The following is a 20,257-nucleotide window of genomic DNA, read 5'->3' on the forward strand; positions in this document are numbered from 1 at the left end:
TGACGGCGGGAGACGGTCCTCATGCGCGGAGCAGTCCTGATCGCGGCCGTGCTGGTGGCCGGCCCCGTCCTCCCGGCCCCCGCGGTGGCCGCCCCCGCGGCACCGGCCGCCTGTCCGTGGGTGGGCTCCACCGCGCCGGTCGCGACGAGGGTCGCGCAGGTGCTCGGGCAGATGACGCTCGACGAGAAGATCGCCATGGTGCACGGCACGGCCGCCGCCGGGTACACCGGCCGCGTGGCGGGCAACAGCCGGCTGTGCGTGCCTTCGTTGAAGCTGGAGGACGGGCCGCTCGGGGTGAACCTGGGCGGCACCACCCAGCTGCCCGCCGCCTCCGCCGTCGCCGCTTCGTTCGACTCCGCGCTGGCCGAGACCTACGGATCGGTGATCGGCGCCGAGGACCGGGCCAAGGGGGCCGACGTCGACCTCGGCCCGACCGTGAACATCGTCCGGGACCCGCGCTGGGGCCGGGCGTTCGAGTCCTACAGCGAAGACCCGTACCTGGCCGGTCGGATGGGCGCGGCCGACGTCGAGGGCGTCCAGTCCCAGGGGGTGATGGCGCAGGTCAAGCACTGGGCGGTCTACAACCAGGAGACCGGCCGCAACACCCCGGCCGACGACGCGGTGATCGACGACCGGACCGTGCACGAGATCTACACCAGCGCGTTCGGCGCGATCGTCGAGCAGGCCCGGCCGGCCTCGGCCATGTGCTCCTACTCCTCGATCAACGGCACCTACGCCTGCGAGAACGCCTACCTCGACCACATCCTGAAGCAGGACTTCGGCTTCGACGGCTTCCTCACCTCCGACTGGGGCGGCACGCACAGCACGGCCGGTTCGGCCAACGCCGGGATGGACCTGGAAATGCCCGGGCAGGACTTCTTCGGCTCCGCCCTGAAGACCGCAGTCCGGAATGGACAGGTCCCGCCGTCCCGGCTGGACGACATGGTCGGCCGGATCCTGCGCGAGGAGTTCCGGTTCGGGCTGTTCGAACACCCGTCACCGGACACCCCGGACGCGCCCGCCTCGACCCCGGCCCACCTCGACGTGGCGAGGAAGGCCGCCGAGGACGGCACGGTCCTGCTGAAGAACGACGGCGGGCTGCTGCCGCTGGACCCGGCGAAAGTGCACTCCGTCGCGGTGATCGGCGACGGCGCGGGCAAGAACACGCTCAGCGCCGGCGGCGGCAGCGCGCACATCGCCGGCACCGGCACCGTGACACCGTTCGACGGGATCAAGGCGCGGGCCGGGGCCGGAGTGCAGGTGGACTACGCGCAGGGCTACCTCGGCCAGGGCAGCGCGCTCCCGGCGATCGGCAGCCAGTACCTGGCCCCGCCGTCCGGCGCCGGCCCCGGACTGCTGGGCCAGTACTACCCGAACACCGACTCCTCCGGACCGCCCGCGCTCACCCGCACCGATCCTCAGGTCGACTTCACCTGGACCGGTGCCCCGCCCGCGCCCGGCCTGCCGTCGACCGGCTTCTCCACCAAGTGGACCGGCACGCTCACCCCGCCCGCGACCGGCACCTACACCCTCGGCCTGACCAGCGACGACGGCAGCCGGCTGCTGATCGGCGGCAAGCCGGTGATCGACAACTGGGGCGATCACGCGGCCGCCACCAAGACCGCGCAGGTCGCGCTCACCGCGGGCCGGCCGGTGCCGGTCGAGGTCGACTACTACCAGGGCGGCGGCGACTCGACCGTCACCCTGGGCTGGCTGCCGCCGGGCCAGGACCTGACCGGCGAGGCGGCCGCACTGGCCGCGAAGTCCGATGTCGCGGTCGTGTACGCCAACGACTTCGAGTCCGAGGGCAGCGACCTGACCGACCTCGACCTGCCCGCCGGCCAGGACGAGCTGATCGACGCCGTGGCGGCGGCCAACCCGAACACCGTCGTCGTGCTCAACACCGGCTCCGCGGTGACCATGCCGTGGCTGGCGAAGGTCAAGGGGGTGTTCGAGGCGTGGTACCCGGGCCAGGAATCGGGGAACGCGATCGCCGCGCTGCTGTTCGGCGACGTCGCGCCTTCGGGCAAGCTGCCGGTCACCTTCCCGGCGTCGCTGGGGCAGGTGCCCGCTTCGGCCCCGCAGCAGTGGCCGGGCGCCGGGGGCGAGGTCCGGTACTCGGAAGGGCTCGACGTCGGCTACCGCTGGTACGACCGGCAACGGCTCGCCCCGCTCTACCCGTTCGGTTACGGACTGTCCTACACCAGCTTCCGGTTCTCGAACCTGCAGGTCGACCCCACCGGCCTGGGGGAGAACGGGCGGCTCGAAGTCAGCGCCGACGTCACCGACACCGGCGCCCGGGCGGGCTCGGAGGTGGCGCAGCTCTACCTGGGCGACCCCGCGGCCACCGGTGAGCCCGCCAGCCAGCTCAAAGGCTTCCAGAAGGTGGCCCTGCAGCCGCACCAGACCAAACGCGTGCGCTTCGCGCTGACCGCGCGGGACGCGTCCTACTGGAGCAGCGAAGCGCAGGCGTGGGAACTCGGCGCGGGCCGGTACACCGTCCGGGTCGGCGACTCCTCGCGGAACCTGCCGCTGTCCGGTGAGTTCCGGGTGGACCGGACCTCGGGTCCGCGGTTCACCAAGGTGACCGCCCCCGCCATCACCCCCGGTGGCACGACGTTCGCGGTCACCACCGGGTTCACCAACGGCGCCACCGAGCCGGTGCGCGACGCCGTCACCGCGCTGTCGCTGCCGAAGGGCTGGACCGCGGCCCCGCGGACGCCGGCCGCGTTCCGCACCGTCCGATCGGGACAGACGGTGTCCACGACCTGGTCGGTCACCGCGGCGCCCACCGCGGCCCCCGGCCCGGCCGGCCTCACCGCGACCACGCGGTACGCGGGCGGTTCGACCGGACCCGGCTCGACGGCCGTGCAAGTGTCCTATCCGGACCTGGCCGCGGCGTACACCGACGTCGGCGTGACCGACGACGCGAACCCGGCCCCGGGCGACTTCGACGGCGCGGGTTTCAGCTTCTCCGCCCAGGCCCTCGCTTCGGCCGGGATCAGTCCGGGTAGGACAGTGGTGTCCGGTTCGGCGGAGTTCACCTGGCCGGACGTCCCGGCGGGCCGGGCCGACACCGTCACCGCCGCCGGGCAGAGCATCGCCCTCTCCGGCTCGGGCCCGGCGCTGTCGTTCCTCGCGGCCGGCACCCACGGCACCCAGCGCGGCCCGGTCACCGTCACCTACACCGACGGCACCACGTCCACCTCGAACCTCACCGTCGCGGACTGGTATTCCGACCGGGCGGTCGAGGGCTGCGTCCTGGTGGCCACCGCGCCCTACTGGAACCGGCCGCCGGGGAGCACCTACCCCCACGACCAGGAGGTGAGCCTGTACTCGGCTTCGATCCCGTTGACCGCGGGGAAGCCGGTCGCCTTCGTGACCCTGCCCGTGAACCGGCAGCTGCACGTGTTCGCGACGGCGTTCAGCGGAGCCTGAGCGCGGGCCTTCGGCCGCCGGTTGTCTGCTTTGTCGGGTAACTGGGCGCTTGGGGGCATCCGCGACCAATGGCCGTGGCAGCGGCGGGGTGGGACAGTTTTAATCCGGTGGTCCACCCCGAAAATCCCGCGCCCGGCGCGGGAGCCGCCGGAAGGAACAGAATGGCTGCTCAGCTCGGCAAGATCCCTCGTACGCGCCGGACCCTCGCACTGGCGGTGGGAGCAGCCACCGCCCTGTCGTTGTGCAGCGCCGGAGTGCCGGCGGTCGCGGCCTCGGTGGGCAAGCACCACGAATTCAGTCCCGCGGTGTCGCTGCTGGCCGGGGCCAGGTCCGCGCCGGAGCGGGCGGCGCTGACCGACCGCGCGCTCGCGGCGAGCGGCAACAGCCTCCAGACCGCCTACGACACGAAACCGTTGTACAACCAGGGAATCGACGGCACGGGGACCACGCTGGCCACGGTCGTCTCCTACGGGGACAAGGACATCAAGTCCTACATCGACAGCTACTCCAGGTCGCACGGGCTGCCCGCCGCGGACGTGCAGATCCTCGAGCCCGCGGGCCCGGTCCCGTCCTGCGACGACCCCGGCACGCCCGCCGACTGCTCGAGCTGGGGCGGCGAGACCGACCTCGACGTGGCCATGTTCCACACCCTGGCCCCGAAGGCGAAGATCCTGGTGGTGGCCACGCCGACCTCGGAGACCCAGGGCATCGACGGATTCCCGGACATGATGAAGGCCATCGACTACCTGGCCGACCACCACTCCGCGAACGTCATCTCGATGAGCCTCGGCACCCCGGAGGACGACTTCGACAGCTCCGCGCAGCTGCACGGCCTCGACGCGCACTTCAAGAAGGCGACCGACGCCGGCATCACGGTCACCGCGTCCACCGGTGACGACGGCTCCACCGGCAAGAAGAAGGACGACTCGCCCTGGGGCAAGAAGGTGGTGAGCTTCCCGGCCGCGAACTCGTACGTGACCGCGGTCGGCGGCACCGTGCTGCACCTGAACTCCAACGGCACCCGGACCTCGCCGGACACGGTCTGGCCGGAGTCGGGCGGCGGCGTTTCCCACGAGTACCCCGCCCCGGACTGGCAGGCCGCGGTGGACCAGTCCACCAAGGCCACCGGCCGCTCGCTGCCGGACATCTCGCTGCTCGGCACCTCGGGCACCTCGCAGTCCTCGCCGCTGTTCGCCGCGGTCGTCGCGCTCGCCTCGCAGAAGGCGGGCAAGGGACTGGGCTTCATCAACCCGGCGCTGTACCGGATCGGCTCCGGCGCCACGGCCAACGGCATCGTCGACGTGACCTCGGGCAGCAACGCCAGCGGCGGCGTGGCCGGCTACCAGGCGGGCAAGGGCTTCGACATCGTGTCCGGCTGGGGCACGCTCGACGCGGCCAAGTTCGTCCCGGCCCTGGTCCGGCAGATCGGCTGACCGGACCGGCCGGGAAGGGACCGTCGGACCGGGTCACGACCGGGTCCGACGGTCCCTTTCCCGTTTCGCGGTCACCACGGACGGGTGACCCACGGCTCGCGGGCCCGGTATCGCGCAGGCACCATGATCAGCAGACCTGCCCACGCCGAGATCGGAGCCGGGATGCCTGCACTGCCGGGAAACGAGCGGGTCCGACGGTGGCGGACCGGGGTGCTGCTGCTCGCCGTCGGTGCGGCGGCGCCCTGGGGACTGGCCGCCGCGGGACCGGCCGCCGCCGCGGATCACTCCCCAGCCACCGGCCACTCCCCAGACGCAGTCCGCTCCCAGGCCGCGGACCACTATGCGGGCTCCCAGATCGAGGCGCACGAAGGGGTGCACGGCCGTCCGGGTACCTCGCGCGCCGGCACCGCCGACCAGACCCTGGGCCACGACGTGAGCGGCCACCAGGGGGTGATCGACTGGCCGGCGGCCAGCGGACAGGGCGCGCGGTTCACCTACGTCAAGGCCACCGAGGGCACCGACTTCGTCAACCCGCAGTTCGCCGGGCAGTACGGCGGCGCGCACGCGGCCGGGATCATCCGCGGCGCCTACCACTTCGCCCGCCCGGACGTCTCGACCGGAGCGCAGCAGGCGGAGTACTTCATCGCGAACGGCGGTGCCTGGCGCTCCGACGGCACGACGCTGCCGGGCGCGCTCGACGTCGAATACAACCCCTACGGTGATGCCTGTTACGGCCTCAGCCCGGCGGACATGACGAACTGGATCGCCGATTTCACCCGCACCTACTTGGCGAAGGAGAAGCGCAGCGCGCTGATCTACACCAGCACCAAGTGGTGGAAGCTGTGCACCGGCAACACCAGCCGCTTCGGCGACACCGACCCGCTGTGGGTCGCGCACTACGCCACCGAGGTGGGGGAACTGCCCGCGGGCTGGGACAAGCAGAGCATCTGGCAGTTCTCGCGGACCGGGAGCCTGCCCGGCGACCAGAACTACTACAACGGGCCGATGAGCCGGGTCCAGGCGCTGGCCGGCCGGGCCTGAGACCGGCCGGCGCCCTGGCTCGTCCCGGACCGGCCGCAGGCGGCGTCCGACCGGCCGATTGACTCGGGCCCCGGGCTGGTTAAGTTCACTTCATGCCGCGTAGCGCCCGCTGGATCCTGGTGGTGGTCCTGCTCGTCCAGGTGGTCTGGTCGGCGCCCCTGGCGCTGGTCTTCGGCCGCGCGTACCGGAGCACGCCGGAGCCGGGCCTGCTGGTGGCGGCGATCGCGTTCGGCCTGGTCGCGGTGGCCGTGCTGGTGGTGACCGCGGTCCTGGCCGGGCGCTGGCGGTCCGCGGCCCGGACCCGGCGGCGGCTGCTGGAGACCGGACTGCGGGTGCCCGCGCTGCTGGTCGGCGTGGCCTTCACCGGGACCAGGGTGAACGGGCGCGCGGTACGGAAGCTGACCTTCGAGTCCCGCTCCACCGGCACCCCGATCCGCGCGGTGGAGCGCACCACGGCCGCGCTGCCGGAGGGCACCCCCGCCACCCTCGCCTACGACCCGGCCGACCCGGCGAAGGCGGTGGTGGCCGACGACCTCACCGCACTCGCGGCCGAGCTGGCCGGGCGCGCCGAGGGCCGGCGCCAGGCCTGGATCGACGAGATGTTCCGGGAGCAGGGGAAGCGCACCTCGTCCCGGGGCGCGTCGGTGTTCACCACCACGACGGTGCACGTGTCCGGGGCCGACGGGGTGGCCAGCGACCTCGCCGCCCACATCCAGGAGGCCAGCGCCCACGGCCTCGGCACGGCCCTGGACCAGCTCCGGGCCATGGTCGGCGACGGCCGGCTCACCCAGCAGCAGTTCGACGAGGTCGAACGGCAGTTCTCCGGGCTGTTCGGCCGGTCCGGGCGCTGATCAGGCGCGGCGCCCGAGCCGGTCGAGCACGTCCTGGGTGGTGCCGGTTTCGGCGATGCGCGGGAAGATCCGCGTGACGCTGTGCTCGTGCCGTTCGAGCGTGCGGTCGGTCATCGCGTCCACCGGCAGGGTCACGTGGAAGCCGTGCTCGTGCGCGTCGCGGGCGGTGGACTCCACCCCGCTGCTGGTGGCGATGCCGACGACCACCACCTGGGTGACGTCCAGGGCGCGCAGGTGCTCCTCCAGCCGGGTGCCGGGGAAGGCGCTGCGGCTGTGCTTGGTGACGAGGATGTCGTCGGGCTGCTGGTCGAGTTCGGGGATCAGGTCGGTCCAGCCGTCCGGGAAGTCCAGCGGTGTGGGCCCGGCGTCGGTCCGGCCCGCGGGGGCGCCGGCGACGGTGACCAGCACCACCGGCAGCCCGCGGGCGCGAAAGGCCCGCACGAGGGTGGTGGCGCGCTCGACGACGCCGGTGACCGGGTGGGCACCGGCCAGCCCGACGATGCCGCGCTGGAGATCGACCACGATCAGCGCGGTCCGGGGGTCGAGGGTGGTGACGGGCATGGGGTTTCCTCAGGGGTTCAGGGGTCAGGGGTGTTCGCCAGGCGTTTCAGCAGGCGGGTGGCGGCGGCGAGCTGGTCGACCTCCGCGGCGGTGAGCGTGGCGTCGATGGCGCCGGACAGCCAGTCCTGCTTGGCCAGCCGCCCGGTGCGGAACTGCTCGCGGGCGGCACCGGTGAGGCTGAGCACCGTCTTGCGGCCGTCCTTCGGATCGGGGGAGCCGCCGACGAGGCGGGCCTCCTGGAGGGCGTCGACGATCTTGGCCATCGACTGCGGCCGAACCCCTTCGGCCCGGGCCAGCGCGGTCGCGGTGGACGGCCCGTTGCGCTCCAGGCGGAGCAGCACCGCGGTCTGCGACCGGGTGAGGTCGGCGCCCTCGGCCTGCTCGCGCAGCCGCCGGACCAGGTGCCCGAGCACGATCCGGAGCTCACTGGCGACCTCGGGGGTCCGTGCTTTCGCCCGCATGGCGGCCACTCTAGCAGGTAGTCACCAAACTGTGCAGTTGGCTGTCTAATACGGCGGTAGTTCGAGACCGGCCGAAGCCAGGATCCGGCCCACGATCCCCCGAGCCTCGTCGCGCCGGTACTCGACGGTTTCCGGGCCGCCGAGCAGTTTCGCGGCCAGCTCGCCGACCGGCCAGGTGATCAGCTCGCCGTGCCGGGCGAGCAGCAGTCCGGTGCGGCGGATGTCGTACGCGCCCCGGGTGTCGAGCCAGGCGTAGAGCAGGATCTGCCACAGCCAGCGGCCGACGCGGTCCGGATCGCGGACGGTGACCACGGTCTTGACGTCGACCAGGGTCGTGCCGCGCTCGTCGACGCCGGTCTCCGGGTCGATGGCGCCGAGCAGGAGGTCGCCGTCGGCCCAGCCGGGCACGATGGTCGGCCCGGCGATGCCCAACTGGTGGCCTTCGGGCGGGTGGCCGGCCAGTGCGCGCAGCTCCCACGAAGTCCCGCGTTCGTGCAGCCGCCGGGCGAGGCGGACCAGCTCGGCGACCTGGTCCTCACCGGCCAGCCCACGAAGCAGGCCGACCCCCGCGTCGATGCCCATCCCGCCGGCTTCGCCGTCCACGGCGCGGGCCAGCCGCGGGTCGATGGCGCTCGAGCGGTAGATGTCTTCGCACGCCGAGAGCAGCCAGTTCGTGCGGGCCAGCCCGGCTTCGGCACCCGCGGTCGCGAGCGTGCCGGGCGGCGCGTGCTCGGCGAGGTAGTCGCGGGAGCGGTCCAGCAGCGAGCCCCACAGCTCCTCGGTGTCGGGTGCGGGCCCGGCGGGCGGGAACGGGTCGCCGAGGTCGAGCCAGGTCGTCGCCGCGGGCCGGACGAACAGGGCCCGCGCCCGGTACTCCCCGGGCAGGCCGCGGTGGGTCGGGTAGGCGGCGGCCTGCCGGTGCGCCCAGGCCCCGGTCACCCACTGCGCGCCGACCAGGCCGAGCAGCGCGTAGTACGGCGGCGCGGGCTGCACCAGGTCGGCCAGCCGCTGCCCGAACGCCCCGCCGATCTCGGCCCAGTGCCGCCTCGGGACGTCGCGCCCGGCCGGTCGCACCGGCTCGACCGACCGCACCGCCCGCGCGACCTCCGCCGCGACGGCCGACGTGCCGGTGAACACGCGCGCGCACCAGGAGGTGAGCGCGCCGGCGGGATCGGCCAGCTCGGAGGTCAGCGACACGACGCGCAGTAGATCACGGGCGCGCGGTCCGAGCGGCGGAGGACGCCGAATGCGGGCCAGGCTCGTATTTCCGCTATTCCGCGGGGGATTCCGGCACACTTTCCGGGCGTCTGTCGCGTCACATTAACGGGGTTCACCGGCGGGCTTTTCCCGGTTCCACCGGCCGACCACTCCGGCGGATCCCCTGGGTGGGTGACGCCCGTAAGAGCGGTGACGTTGCGCGAGCGGGCGGTAGCGTTCGATCATCATCGCTGGAGGGAAGGGGATTCGTCATGAATGTTCGCCCTGTGCCGGCTTTTCGGAAGATCCTCCGCAACGCCGCCGACATCGTGGGTGTGATCGTTCTCGTCTGTGTGGTCGCCTGGGTGATGCTCTGGGCGGCATTCACCTGGTGACCGGTTCCGCTTGAGGGGTGATCGAGTGAATCTGGTCGTGAAGAAAGTCCTCCGCCGTCCGGCGGGGGCGGCGCGCACCGTCCGGGCGCTGGAAGACGACACGTTGTTCGCGCTGGCCGCGGTGGGAGACCTGGACGCGTTCGAAGTGCTGGTCTGCCGGTACAGCTCGGCGGTCCTGTGGATCGTGCGTTCGCGCCTGGCCGACCGGGCGACGGCCGACGACGTGGTGGTCGCCGTGTTCTGCCAGGTGTGGAACCGGGCGCAGCGGGGGGTGGCCGGGGAGCCGTTCGTGCACGTGCTGAGCCAGGCCCTCGGCCGGTGCCTGTCCGGTCTCGGCCGGCTCGGCCGTGGACTGCGCTCCCCGGCCTGAGCCCGCCGCTTCCGGTGAGGCCGGCCGGGCCCGCGGCGGACGGGCCCGGCCGGCCTTCCCCCCTCCCGGGGGCCCGGGGATCAGATGCCGCTGACCTGCTTGATCCAGCTACGCCCGGCGGCCACGCTGCCGTAGGTGGTGATGCTGGAGCGGTCGCTGGTCGAGCACACGCCGACCTGCACGCCGCCGTCGACCATCGGGCCGCCGGAGTCGCCGCCGGCCACGGCGCCGTTCGGGGTGCGGGCGCTGATCGCGCGGCCGCCGGCGTTGTCGGTGGCGTTGGTGCTGGAGATGGTGACGTTGGCCTTCTTCAGCACGCTCGACTGGTGGTGGCCCTCGTCGTCGGCCTGGGTCGCGCCCCAGCCGTAGACGGTGGCGGCGTCGCCGACGCGCGCGTCCGAGGAGCTGCTGGCGAGCCGGGCGAAGGTGCCGCCGCCGTCGGAGTCGAGCTTGATCAGCGCGAGGTCGCCGTTGCCCTCGACGTAGGTCTGCGCGGCCTTGGCGTGCACGCCGCCGGACGCGCTGTTGGAGCCGATGTAGAGGTCGATGTCGGTCAGGCGCTGGCTGTTGTTGTCGTACATGCAGTGCTTGGCCGTGAGCACCCAGCGCGAGCCGATCAGGGTGCTGGTGCAGAAGAAGGTGTAGCCGTTGGCGTGGCCGTTGAACCGGGTGATGTAACCGGGGTTCTGGGCCGTGCTGCCACCGATGATCGACGGGGACGCGGCGGGCGCGGACGGGGTGGCCGGCGTGCTCGCGGCGGCCGGGCTGACGGCGAGCGCGCCGAGGACAGCACAGGAACCGGTGAGCAGGGCGGCGGCCCGGACGAGCCGGCCGTGGGTTTCACGCATCGGTACTCCTTGACGTTCCGGGTGGGGACCGGGATGTTCGATGGGGACCGGTCGAACGTAAGCGGCCGGGGCAGGCGCGGTAATCCGCTGGAAGATCTGCTCCGGTCAACGGAAAAATTCGGACCCTTCGGAGGGTTGCGCCCTTTTCGGACCGAATGACCCGACCTTCGTCGCGTGACAGGGCGTGTCCGCGCGTGTTACACCGGTGAGCACGCCGGACCTTGATCGTCCGGCCCGGTACCGGAGGCGGGGACCAGGCGCGATCCGCCGTCCCGCGCGCCGACCGGCCGCGTTCGTCCGGAATTCGCCGGTGAAGGACTCGTCCATGCCGTTGTTCGCGTTGAAGCCGTCGCGGCCCGGGCCGCGGGAGCAACTGGAGCTGGCGCTGGCCTGCGGCCCGTTCAGCCGGGCGCTCTCGCTGGCGATCGACCTGAGCGGGCTCGGCCTGGTCCGGCTGAAGGGACGGCTCGACGCCGCGGGCGCGTCGGTCAGCACCACCACGCTCAGCTACTGGCGGACCGGGCGCACCCGCCCGGAGCGGGCCGGCTCGCTGCGCGCGGTCACGCTGCTGGAGCAGGAACTCGGCCTGCCGCACCGCTCGCTGACCGAACTGCTCGCCCGCCCGGACGGCGGCCCCCCGGTGAACGTGGTGCGCTGGGAGCGGTTGTGGGGCCAGGGGAACCGGATGCTGCCGGTGCTGCACACCTTCGAAGCCTCGCACGAGGCTTCACTGGTGGTGCTCAGCCTGCACGAGTCCCTGCACATCGGCGCGGACCGGCTGATGCGGCGGCTGCGGGTGCGTGAGGTGGTGCGCGCCACCGAGGAACAGGTGCAGGCGAAGGTGGTCACGCTGCGCGGGCTGATGCCGGAGAGCCGCCCGCGGCTGATCTCGACCCGCTACTGCACCCCCGGCCGGGTGGAGACGGTGCCCGGGCAGCCGTTCACCATCTGCGAGCTGGTGCTGGGCCGCTCGCTGGCCGAGGGCGAGACCGCGATCCTGGAGTACGAGTTCGAGTACACCGACGAAATCCCGGACACCGGCTACGACCGCCGCTTCCGCCACCCGGTGGCCGACCACCTGATGGAAGTGCACTTCGACCCGGCCACCATGCCGGTGTCCTGCCACTCCTACCGCCAGGACGCCCCGGACGGCCCCGAACGCGAGGTGGCGGAGGTGCCCCTGTCCCCGGCGGTGCCCGCGCACGTGATCACCACCGGGGCCGCGCCCGGGATCCACGGGATGCGCTGGCGCTGGCCGTGACGTCCGGTTCCCCCGCCCGCGAGGGGCCGGGCGGGGGAACCGGATTCGTCGCCAGCCCGATCCGGGGCCGCGAGGGAACACGAAGATCGGCGCCCGGGCGTCACGGATGTTCGGGTTTGGCGATGTTCACGGCGAGCAACCGGAGGCGGTAGTAATCCAATGAGCCGGACTTCTTTTTGATCCGGCGAATGTATTCATCGACCGTGTGCAGGCTTATTTTCATTCTGCGGGCTATCGACGCGTAAGTGAGACCGTCGGCGAGGTGGCTGAGCACCTCCATTTCACGGGGGCTGTATTTCACCGTTTGAGACTGGTCGCAGCAACTCAACTCCACAACCTCCTAGGCCGGACGCATCCGCCATCATGGCACGGTCGGTAACGGATCCCCCGGGTCGGCGGCGGGAGAGGGAAGTTCGGGCAATGCTGTCACGGAGTCGCCGGTCCAGGCCCTGGTTCCGCCGGTGGATCGATGCCGAACGCGGCCGCAGCGACGCCGATAAGCAATAGTGTCGTTGATAACGGCCGTCGGCGGTGGAAATACCGGAATGGAGCAAGGCGCTGCTGGTATAACGCCATTCCGAATGCGCGTGGATCCGGTCGATGTCGGAGGCCGGATGAGGCCGCGGCGAACAGGTGACAGAGACCGCCGAAGGGTCACCTGTTCGGCCTATTGCCGATTTGCTTCAAGGCTGCATGTTTCGAACGAATTGACTTGTCGCGTCTTGTCAAGTCCCGAACCGCCGCGACTACCGGATGGACGGCCGCTCTGGTTAGCGTCACCTCCGTACCGACGGGAGCACGGGTATTCCCGAGACGCGGCAGGCATCGCCAGAAAGGCAGCTTCGATGACGCTGGACCTTCCGATTGCCGAAGCGAGCGCTGGTGATGCCTTCGCGCCGACGGCCAGCGCGACCGAAGCGGCGCTCCGCGCGGCCCATCCGGACGCCGAGGAGGTCTGCGTCGCCGAGCCGATCGGTTCGTGACCGACCCCTGGAAATCGTTTTCCCGGGGTCTCGTCGTGCCTGCCGGGAAAAGCCGAAAAAGTGCCCGCCGCTGATCGCGCGGCGGGCACTTGTCCGTGCTTCTCCTGGCCGAAGAGTGCACTTCTTACCCGGGCAATGAGGCATTGGTGCTGCCCGAAATACTGAGCGGACTCGGTGGACGGAAAATGCGTTGTCGATCACTGGACGGCAGATGGCGATCAGGTTAAGCTCGGGTTACCAGCTCGCCGTTATCGTCGAACGATGTCGAAAGTACCGCTGGCCGGGGACTGCCCGCACGGTTCGGCTGCACCCTTCCTTCGCCGCTCGTGTTCGAGCCGAAAAAAAGGACTACCGTCGTGAATACCGATGATCTGCCGCTTGCCGTTCCGTCGAGCCCGTGCCTGCTCGTCCTGTCCGGGCCTTCCGGAATCGGAAAGACCTCGCTGGCCCGGGCGATGGCCGGCGCGGACCCGAAGATCCGCTGCGCGCTGAACGTCACCACGAGAAGCCCCCGGCCGGGCGCGGAGGACCAGTACGAGCACGTCAGCCGGAAGAAGTTCCTCGAGATGGTGGAGAACGACGAGTTCATCGAATGGATCCACCCGTCGTTCGACGAGTACTACGGCATGCCGAGGGAGACCGTGACCAAGGCTATCGAATCCGACGTCGACCTGGTCTTCGACTGGGTTCCCGAGGGCTACCTCAACCTGCGCCGCTGGTACCCGGAGCAGACGATCGGCGTTTTCGTGATGGCCCCGACGGTGGCGACCATGCGGCAGCGGCTGCACGGGCGGGCGACCGAGACCGAGTCGGAACTGGTGCACCGGCAGCACATGGCGGAGCAGGACTTCGACTTCGTCGACCAGCACGAGTACCACGTCGTCAACGACGACTTCGACCGCACTCTGGGGCTGCTGATGTCCATCCGTGCCGCGGAGAAGGCCCGGTTGCGCCGTCAGCCGGGCGTGCTGGAGAACTACCGCCGGATCGCGCGCCGGTCCCAGCTCGCCTACTACCAGCAGCCGGCCGCCGTGCAGTGAAAGCCCCAGGCCGTGAAAACCCGGCGGAAACGCGGTTCTCGAGCCGGGTGGAACAATTCGGGACGGTATCACGTGGGTAGTGCGGATCGCGGCGACGAAGAGCTCGTGGAAGGACTGTCCTTCGGCTCGGCCCTGCGGGCCCTGCGGTCCAGCCGCGGTGTCTCACTCGGGCAACTGGCGAAAATCGTCAACTACAGCAAGAGCCATCTCAGCCGGGTCGAGACCGGGCACAAACTGGCGACCGAATCGCTGGCGCGGGCGTGTGACGAAACGCTGCACAGCGGAGATCTGCTGGCCGGTCTGCTCGGCCCGGTGGACGGCCGCAGAGGGCGGGTGTCCGCCCTGTCCCAGCTGCCCCGGTCCGTGCCGGACTTCGTCGGCCGGGCCCCGGCGCTGCGGTGGCTGGACCGGACCGGGCGGGGCGCGGGCGCCTGCGGCGCGGTGCTGATCGACGGTCCGGCGGGGGTGGGCAAGTCGGCCGCCGCGGTGCACTGGGCCCAGCGGGTCAGCCGGGAGTTCCCCCACGGGGTGCTGTTCGCCGACCTGCGCGGGTTCAGCTCCGAGGGCGAGCCCGCCGACCCGAACGACGTGCTGCGGGACTTCATCGCCGCCTTGGGCGGTCCGGTCGAAGCCGAGCCGGTGCACCACACCCGGCTCTCGGCGACCTACCGCAGCCTGCTGGTCGGCCGGCGGGTGCTCGTCGTGCTGGACAACGCGGTGACCGCCGAGCAGGTGCGGCCGCTGCTGCCGGCCGCACCGGGCTGCTTCGTGGTGATCACCAGCCGCTGCCGGATGTCCGGCCTGACGGCCCGGGACGGGGTGGCGCGCCTCACCCTGCCCCGCTTGTCGGAGAGTGAATCGCTGGCGCTGCTGGCCAAGACGGCGCGGCGCCGCCCTGAGACGGGGACGGCGGCCGAACTCGTGCGCCGTTGCGGCTACCTCCCCCTGGCGATCAGGATCGCCGCCGAGGACACCGAGGCGTGGCGCCGGGCCCCGCTCGACGGCCGGGACGCCGTACCGGACCCCGCGACGACGATGCGCGCAGTGCTGTCCTGGTCCTATTCGAAGCTGTCGGTGGCCGCGGCGGCCGCGTTCCGCGGGATCGCCGGGCGCCGGCCCGCCGGCGGTGTCTTCACGCTGTCCTCGGCCCGGGAATGGCTCGGCACCAGCCGGGACACCGCGGCGGAGCTGCTGGACCTGCTCACCGGCCTGCACCTGGTCGATCTGCTCGAACCGGGTCTCTTCCAGGTCGACACCATCGTCGCGGCCTACGCCACCGAGCTGAGCCTGGTGGCCGGCCCGACCGTGCTCAGCATGGTCGGGCGGCCCGGCGAACCGGGGCCGCCATCCGGCCGCGCGGACGGGTGGACCGGTAACGACCAGGCCCGCACCCCGGCCCGGCTGCGGCGCGGCCGGGGTCTGGCGGCCTGCCCCGGCGCCGGCGACACCGGCTCGTGACGTTGCCGTTTCAGCGGACACCGGTCAACTGCTGGCCGCCGCCGGATTTCCGCTCCTACGCTCGGGCGGCTCCGGCACGAAGACAGGGATGGACGATGACTGGACCGACGACCCCGGTGATCCCGGTGGTTTCCGTGGTGGACGAACGGCTGCGCTCGGCGAGCATCTGCCTCGCGGTCGACTACGGCGCCCGGCACGACCCGGACGGCTGCGGCGGCCTCGCGCACCTGCTGGAGCACGTGCTGATGTCCTACCGGCTCCCCGGTGGTGACTCGTTGTCCGGGCACGTCGCCCGGCGGGGCGGCGAGGTCAACGCGGAGACGGGGCTGGAGCACATGCTCTTCCACGCGCAGGTGCTGGCCGAGGACCTGACCGAAGTGCTGGAACTGCTGCTGCGGGCGGTGAGCACGCCCGAGCACGCCGAAGACGTGCTCACCGCCGAACGGGCCGCGGTGTTCCAGGAACTGGCCGCGGCGGCCGCCGACCCCGCGGACGTGGTGCAGGACGCGTTCCTGGCCGCCCTGTTCCCGGACCACCCGCTGGGCCGCCCGGTGGCCGGCTCCGCGGGGGAGATCACCCGGCTCGACGGTGCCCGGCTGCTGGCCGGGCACCGGGAGGAGTTCCTGGCCAGCCGGGCCGTGCTGGCCGTGGTCGCCCCGGTCGCGGTCACCGGTGCGGGCATCGGCACCGGCTGGGTCCCCGCGCCGGCCCGTCCGGCGCGCCCGCTGGGACCGGTGGCGCGCGAACCCGTCGCGTGGCCGGAGGAGTTCAGCTGGGTGTCGGTCGGTGGCCGTTCGGCCGCGCGCGGCGACCGGCGCCGCCACGCTTTCTCGGTGCTGGCGCAGTTGTGCGCGTCCAGCTCCGCTTCGCCGATGTACCGGCAGCTTCGGGGCGAGCAGGGGCTCGCCTACTCCTTCCACGCCTGGGACCGGCCCTACACCGAGGCGGGCGCGTGGCGGGTGCTCGTGGGCACCGAACCGGCGAACTGCCAGTCCGTTGTGGACACCGTGACCACGACGCTGGCCGGGCTGGCCGAGCACGGCCCGGCCCCGGACGACCTGACCGATGCCCGCAGGCAGGTCCGCGGCCAGCTCGTGTTCGAGACGGAGCGGCCGCTGGACCACGCCCGGCTGCTGGCCCACCGCGCCCTCGTCAACGGTCCACAGTGGTCGGTCGAGGCCGAGCTGGCGGCGATCGCGGAGGTCACCGCGGAGCAGGTCCGGGCGGCCGCCGCCGAGATCGCCGGCGACCTGGTCGTCTCGGCCCGGCCCACCGCGAGCCGAAACCTGAACCGCTGATCGAAGGAGTGCGATGGTGCTCGATCTGCACACCCTGTACGAGGCGCTCGACGTGGCCGAGGAGGAAGGCCCGGTGCGCCTGATGGCGGCGGCCCGCCGGGAGCACTACACCTTGCCCTACCTGGTGCTGTCGGTGCTGCGGGCCGAGGGCCTGCCCATGGGTCCGGCCGCGGCCGGGCAGCTCCGGCGCGCGATGGACCGGGACGCGTTCTACCGCGCCCTGCTGACCGAGACCTCCGCCCAGGCCGAGGTCACGCCGATCAAGGGGGTGCACCTGGCCCGGCACTACCCGGAGGGCGTGCTCCGCCCGCAGGGCGACCTGGACCTGGTCACCTCGACCGAGCTCGACCTCTGGCGGGCCGTGCGGGTCCTGGCCGGGCGGCCCCCGCGGGACATCGCGGTGTCGGTGTTCGGTGCGGCCGAGCGGCACCTGATGGTCGCGCTGTCCTGGGACTCGGAGGAACCGCTGGTCGATCCCCATCTGCGGGTGGACATCTCCACGGCGGCGCTGACCGGTGACTTCGAGGTGGTGCCGGTCCGGCCGGCCCTGCCCGGCGATCCCGACCTCGCCTCGCTGCTGTGCGTCGCGGAGGAACGGCTGCAACGGCCGTTCCACGTCCGCGACGCGCTGGACGTGCACGCGCTGGCCCAGGCCGAGCTGTCGGTCGACGACATCGTGCAGGCGGCGGGCGACTACCACTTGGCCCCGGAGGTCGGCGAACTGATGGAGTACGCGGGGGATCGGGTGCCGCTCGGCGGGTTGTCCGGGCTGGGCGACGCGCTCACCGGACCGGCCCGTCGCGAGCTGGACCTGCGCCACGAGCGCCGCGCCGCGGCCACGGAGGCCGGCGGCACGCTCACCGCGCTGGAAACCGGGGCCCTGCTGCTGGGCATGCCGCTGGGGGTCCGTGCCCGCAGCGCCGAGCTGGAGTGCAGCCGGGTGGACGTCGTCGGCGACGAGGCGTTGCTGCTGACCCCGGTCGGGGACTACCTGCTGGTGGCCGAACCGCTGGTGGACCCCGGCCGCTACCAGGCGGCGGTGGCCGCGTGGGAGTCGCTGGACGGGCCGCGGTGAGTGCCATCCGGACCCGGGCGCTGAGCCGGTACTACGGGCAGCGCCGAACCGACCGCGGGACCGGACCGGTGGCCGCGCTCGACCACTTCGACCTCGACGTCGAGCCGGGACAGGTCCGGGGGCTGCTCGGGCCCAACGGGGCGGGCAAGACGACGCTGTGCCGCATCCTGTCGACGGTGCTGCTCCCCGCCTCCGGGACCGCCGAGGTGCTCGGGCACGACGTGGTCTCGGCCGCCGCCACGGTGCGCCGGGTCGTCGGTGTCGTGTTCGGCGGCGAGCGTGGACTGTACAACCGGTTGACCCCGCGGCAGAACCTGCAGTTCTGGGGCGCCCTCTACGGTCTGCACGGCCGGCGGCTGCGGAACCGGACCGACGCGCTGCTGGAGCGCACCGGGCTGACCCAGCGGGCCGACACCAGGGTCGACTTCCTGTCCCGGGGCATGAAACAACGGCTGCACCTGGCCCGCGGGCTGGTGCCCGATCCGCCGGTGCTCATCTTCGACGAGCCCACGGTGGGCATGGACCCGGTGGCCGCGCACGACTTCCGCGCGCTGGTGGCCGAACTGCGGGCGGAGCAGCGCACCATCCTGCTGACCACCCACGACATGGCCGAGGCCGAGGCCCTCTGCGACCAGGTCACCCTCGTCGACCGCGGCCGGATCCTGGCCACCGAGTCGCCGGAGCGGATCGGTGCCCTGATCGGCGCCGAAGAGCGCATCGAGGCCGACGACGTGCCCGAAGCCGCCGGCTCCGCGATCGCGCGGGTGGCGGGGGTCCTCGGCACGACCGGGCCCGCACCGGGGCGGCTGGTGGTGCGGACCTCCGGGCCCGACGCGACCCGGGAGGTGCTGGCGCTGCTGGTGCGGTCCGGGGTGACCCGGCTGGTCACCGGTCCACCCCGGCTCGAAGAGGTCTACCTGCGGCTGATCGGCAGCCGGGGCATGGCGGTGGAGGCGTGATCCGGCACCTGGGCAGTGCGTTCCTGGTCCAGTGCCGCCTGGCCCGGCGGCAGCCCGACATGCTCCAGGTCCTCGTGACGACCCCGCTGTTCACCTTCGTCATCCTCGCGTTCACCGAGGCGGCCCACCGCCCGGACCTGGCCGCCTACGGCGTCGTGGCCCCGACCCTGATGGCCCTCTGGACCTTCGCGCTCTCCACCGCGGGCAACATCATCACCGACGACCGGATGCTCGGCACGCTGGAGGGGCAGCTGGCGGCCCCCTCGTCCCTGTTCGTCACCGTGCTGGGCCGGATGTGCGCGGTGCTGCTGATCGGGCTGGCCGTGTTCGCCGAAGCCTGGCTGACCGCGGGACTGACCTTCGGCCGCTGGCTGGCCGTCCCCCATCCGGGCGTGCTCGCCGCCTGCGTCCTGGTCACCGGGGTGGCCACCGCGGGTACCGCCAGCCTGCTGGCGTCGCTGTTCGTCCTCACCCCGTCCGCGCGGACGGTGCAGAACACGTTGACCTACCCCTTCTACCTGCTCAGCGGCGTCCTGGTGCCGATCGGCTTCCTGCCGGACTGGCTCCAGCCACTGGCCCGCGTGGTCTTCCTGTATTGGAGCGCCGACTTGCTGCGTGACAGCCTCGCCACCCCGGCCGTGCTCGACGTGCTGCCCCGGCTCGGGGTGATGCTCGGCCTGGGTGCGGTGGGCTACGCCGTGGGCATGGCCCTGCTGCACCGGGTCGTCCAGCACGCGCGCCGCGCCGGCACGCTTTCGCACAGCTGAGGCGGCGGTCATGTCGGCAATCACCATCATCCGCCACAGCGCGGGAAACGCCCTGGCGGATCTGCGCGCGACCTACACCTGGAAGACCTGGACCTTCGGCTGGCTGGGCCGCATGCTGGCCCAGGTCACCTTCTTCACCTACCTCGGCCAGGCGGTCGGCGGCGGCCAGACCGGCTTCCTGGTGATCGGCAACGCGGTGATGACCTCGGTGATCGAGGTTCTCTCGGTCGTCGCGTCCACCACCTGGGAGCGGATGACCGGCACCCTGGTGCTGCTCGCCGCGGCCCCGGCCCGGCCGCTGTGGGTGTTCTTCGGCCGCAGCGTGCAGTGGCCGATCAGCGGCAGCGGCACCTCGCTGGTCGCGCTGTTCGGGCTGGGGCCGCTGTTCGGCGTGCACTGGCCGGTGTGGCAGATCGCGCCCGTCGTGGCCCTGGTGCTGCTCAACGCGTTCGCCACCTACTGCTTCGGGTTGTTCCTCGCCGCGCTGGTGCTGAACGCACCAGGTGTGCGCAATCTGGTTTCGCAGAGCGCGTACCTGCTGATGATGGCGATCTGCGGGGTGCAGATCCCCCTGGACCGGTGGCCGGCCGCCGTCGGCGTGATCGCCCGCGGCCTGCCGCTGACGCACGGGCTGGCGGCCATCCGGGCCGTGGCGGCGGACGGCGCACCGGCCACGGTGCTCGCCGAGCTGGGCTGGACCGTGCTGACCGGGGCGGCGTGGCTGGCCGCGGCGTACGTGGCGTTCGACAAGTTCATGGACCGGGCGAAGCGGAGCGGTGCCGCCGATCACTTCTGATCGGCGGCGCCCTGGAGAGAAAGGA

19 protein-coding genes are annotated in these 20,257 nt (G+C 72.2%); 14 read left to right on the forward strand and 5 right to left on the reverse strand.

Going from position 1 to position 20,257, the window contains the following annotated elements; translation table 11 throughout:
* Window positions 1-21 precede the first annotated feature (21 nt).
* The 4 genes from NYF13_RS17695 to NYF13_RS17710 all read left to right on the forward strand — a co-directional run bounded on the left by NYF13_RS17695 (window position 22) and on the right by NYF13_RS17710 (window position 6,763).
* Window positions 22-3,438, forward strand: coding sequence for a glycoside hydrolase family 3 C-terminal domain-containing protein (locus NYF13_RS17695; protein WP_315658184.1), 3,417 nt, complete (start codon window positions 22-24; stop codon window positions 3,436-3,438).
* 161 nt (window positions 3,439-3,599) lie between these two features.
* Window positions 3,600-4,871, forward strand: coding sequence for a S53 family peptidase (locus NYF13_RS17700; protein WP_315658185.1), 1,272 nt, complete (start codon window positions 3,600-3,602; stop codon window positions 4,869-4,871).
* Between the two features lie 162 nt (window positions 4,872-5,033).
* Complete coding sequence (locus NYF13_RS17705) at window positions 5,034-5,912, forward strand: lysozyme (protein ID WP_315658187.1); 879 nt, start codon at window positions 5,034-5,036, stop codon at window positions 5,910-5,912.
* Between the two features lie 92 nt (window positions 5,913-6,004).
* Complete coding sequence (locus NYF13_RS17710; protein ID WP_315658189.1) at window positions 6,005-6,763, forward strand: DUF3592 domain-containing protein; 759 nt, start codon at window positions 6,005-6,007, stop codon at window positions 6,761-6,763.
* Here the strand turns inward: NYF13_RS17710 and NYF13_RS17715 are convergent, their stop codons facing one another.
* Genes NYF13_RS17715 through NYF13_RS17725 form a run of 3 tightly spaced genes read right to left on the reverse strand, consistent with a single transcriptional unit; the run spans window position 6,764 to window position 8,982 of the window.
* On the reverse strand, window positions 6,764-7,324 hold the full coding sequence (locus NYF13_RS17715) for an isochorismatase family protein (protein WP_315658190.1): 561 nt from the start codon (window positions 7,322-7,324) through the stop codon (window positions 6,764-6,766).
* Window positions 7,325-7,341: 17 nt separating this feature from the next.
* The gene (locus NYF13_RS17720; RefSeq protein WP_315658191.1) at window positions 7,342-7,785 is read right to left on the reverse strand and encodes a MarR family transcriptional regulator; all 444 of its coding nucleotides are present in this window, start codon (window positions 7,783-7,785) and stop codon (window positions 7,342-7,344) included.
* A 45-nt stretch (window positions 7,786-7,830) separates the two neighbouring features.
* Window positions 7,831-8,982, reverse strand: coding sequence for a hypothetical protein (locus tag NYF13_RS17725; RefSeq protein ID WP_315658192.1), 1,152 nt, complete (start codon window positions 8,980-8,982; stop codon window positions 7,831-7,833).
* A gap of 432 nt (window positions 8,983-9,414) precedes the next feature.
* Here NYF13_RS17725 and NYF13_RS17730 point away from each other — a divergent pair, with 432 nt between their 5' ends.
* Window positions 9,415-9,747 carry a hypothetical protein gene (locus tag NYF13_RS17730; RefSeq protein WP_315658193.1) on the forward strand — a complete coding sequence of 111 codons (333 nt, stop codon included), beginning with the start codon at window positions 9,415-9,417 and terminating at the stop codon, window positions 9,745-9,747.
* A gap of 80 nt (window positions 9,748-9,827) precedes the next feature.
* On the opposite strand, the gene NYF13_RS17735 is transcribed toward NYF13_RS17730, so the two are convergent.
* Window positions 9,828-10,595 (reverse strand): trypsin-like serine protease, encoded by a 768-nt coding sequence (locus NYF13_RS17735; protein WP_315658195.1) that lies wholly within the window; start codon window positions 10,593-10,595, stop codon window positions 9,828-9,830.
* 325 nt (window positions 10,596-10,920) lie between these two features.
* Between NYF13_RS17735 and NYF13_RS17740 the strand changes: the two genes are divergently transcribed.
* Window positions 10,921-11,856 carry a hypothetical protein gene (locus NYF13_RS17740; protein ID WP_315658196.1) on the forward strand — a complete coding sequence of 312 codons (936 nt, stop codon included), beginning with the start codon at window positions 10,921-10,923 and terminating at the stop codon, window positions 11,854-11,856.
* Window positions 11,857-11,956: 100 nt separating this feature from the next.
* On the opposite strand, the gene NYF13_RS17745 is transcribed toward NYF13_RS17740, so the two are convergent.
* The gene (locus NYF13_RS17745) at window positions 11,957-12,157 is read right to left on the reverse strand and encodes a helix-turn-helix transcriptional regulator (protein ID WP_315658197.1); all 201 of its coding nucleotides are present in this window, start codon (window positions 12,155-12,157) and stop codon (window positions 11,957-11,959) included.
* A gap of 544 nt (window positions 12,158-12,701) precedes the next feature.
* On the opposite strand from NYF13_RS17745, the gene NYF13_RS17750 reads away from it, so the two are divergent.
* The 8 genes from NYF13_RS17750 (at window position 12,702) to NYF13_RS17785 (ending at window position 20,232) form a co-directional block, all read left to right on the forward strand.
* Window positions 12,702-12,839: a hypothetical protein gene (locus NYF13_RS17750; RefSeq protein ID WP_315658198.1), complete on the forward strand. Its 138-nt coding sequence runs from the start codon at window positions 12,702-12,704 to the stop codon at window positions 12,837-12,839.
* Window positions 12,840-13,195: 356 nt separating this feature from the next.
* On the forward strand, window positions 13,196-13,879 hold the full coding sequence (locus tag NYF13_RS17755; RefSeq protein WP_315658200.1) for a hypothetical protein: 684 nt from the start codon (window positions 13,196-13,198) through the stop codon (window positions 13,877-13,879).
* A gap of 72 nt (window positions 13,880-13,951) precedes the next feature.
* Window positions 13,952-15,337 carry a helix-turn-helix domain-containing protein gene (locus tag NYF13_RS17760; protein ID WP_315658202.1) on the forward strand — a complete coding sequence of 462 codons (1,386 nt, stop codon included), beginning with the start codon at window positions 13,952-13,954 and terminating at the stop codon, window positions 15,335-15,337.
* A gap of 95 nt (window positions 15,338-15,432) precedes the next feature.
* Window positions 15,433-16,635, forward strand: coding sequence for a pitrilysin family protein (locus tag NYF13_RS17765; protein ID WP_315658203.1), 1,203 nt, complete (start codon window positions 15,433-15,435; stop codon window positions 16,633-16,635).
* 13 nt (window positions 16,636-16,648) lie between these two features.
* Window positions 16,649-17,710 carry a nucleotidyltransferase family protein gene (locus NYF13_RS17770; protein WP_315658204.1) on the forward strand — a complete coding sequence of 354 codons (1,062 nt, stop codon included), beginning with the start codon at window positions 16,649-16,651 and terminating at the stop codon, window positions 17,708-17,710.
* A complete protein-coding gene (locus NYF13_RS17775; protein ID WP_315658205.1) occupies window positions 17,707-18,669 on the forward strand; it encodes an ABC transporter ATP-binding protein in 963 nt (320 codons plus the stop codon). Before NYF13_RS17770 ends, NYF13_RS17775 begins: the two co-directional genes overlap by 4 nt.
* Window positions 18,666-19,436 carry an ABC transporter permease gene (locus NYF13_RS17780; RefSeq protein ID WP_315658206.1) on the forward strand — a complete coding sequence of 257 codons (771 nt, stop codon included), beginning with the start codon at window positions 18,666-18,668 and terminating at the stop codon, window positions 19,434-19,436. Before NYF13_RS17775 ends, NYF13_RS17780 begins: the two co-directional genes overlap by 4 nt.
* A gap of 10 nt (window positions 19,437-19,446) precedes the next feature.
* Window positions 19,447-20,232, forward strand: coding sequence for an ABC transporter permease (locus NYF13_RS17785; RefSeq protein WP_315658207.1), 786 nt, complete (start codon window positions 19,447-19,449; stop codon window positions 20,230-20,232).
* The last annotated feature ends 25 nt before the right edge of the window (window positions 20,233-20,257 follow it).

Source organism: Amycolatopsis sp. PS_44_ISF1 (assembly GCF_032335455.1).
GTDB lineage: Bacteria > Actinomycetota > Actinomycetes > Mycobacteriales > Pseudonocardiaceae > Amycolatopsis.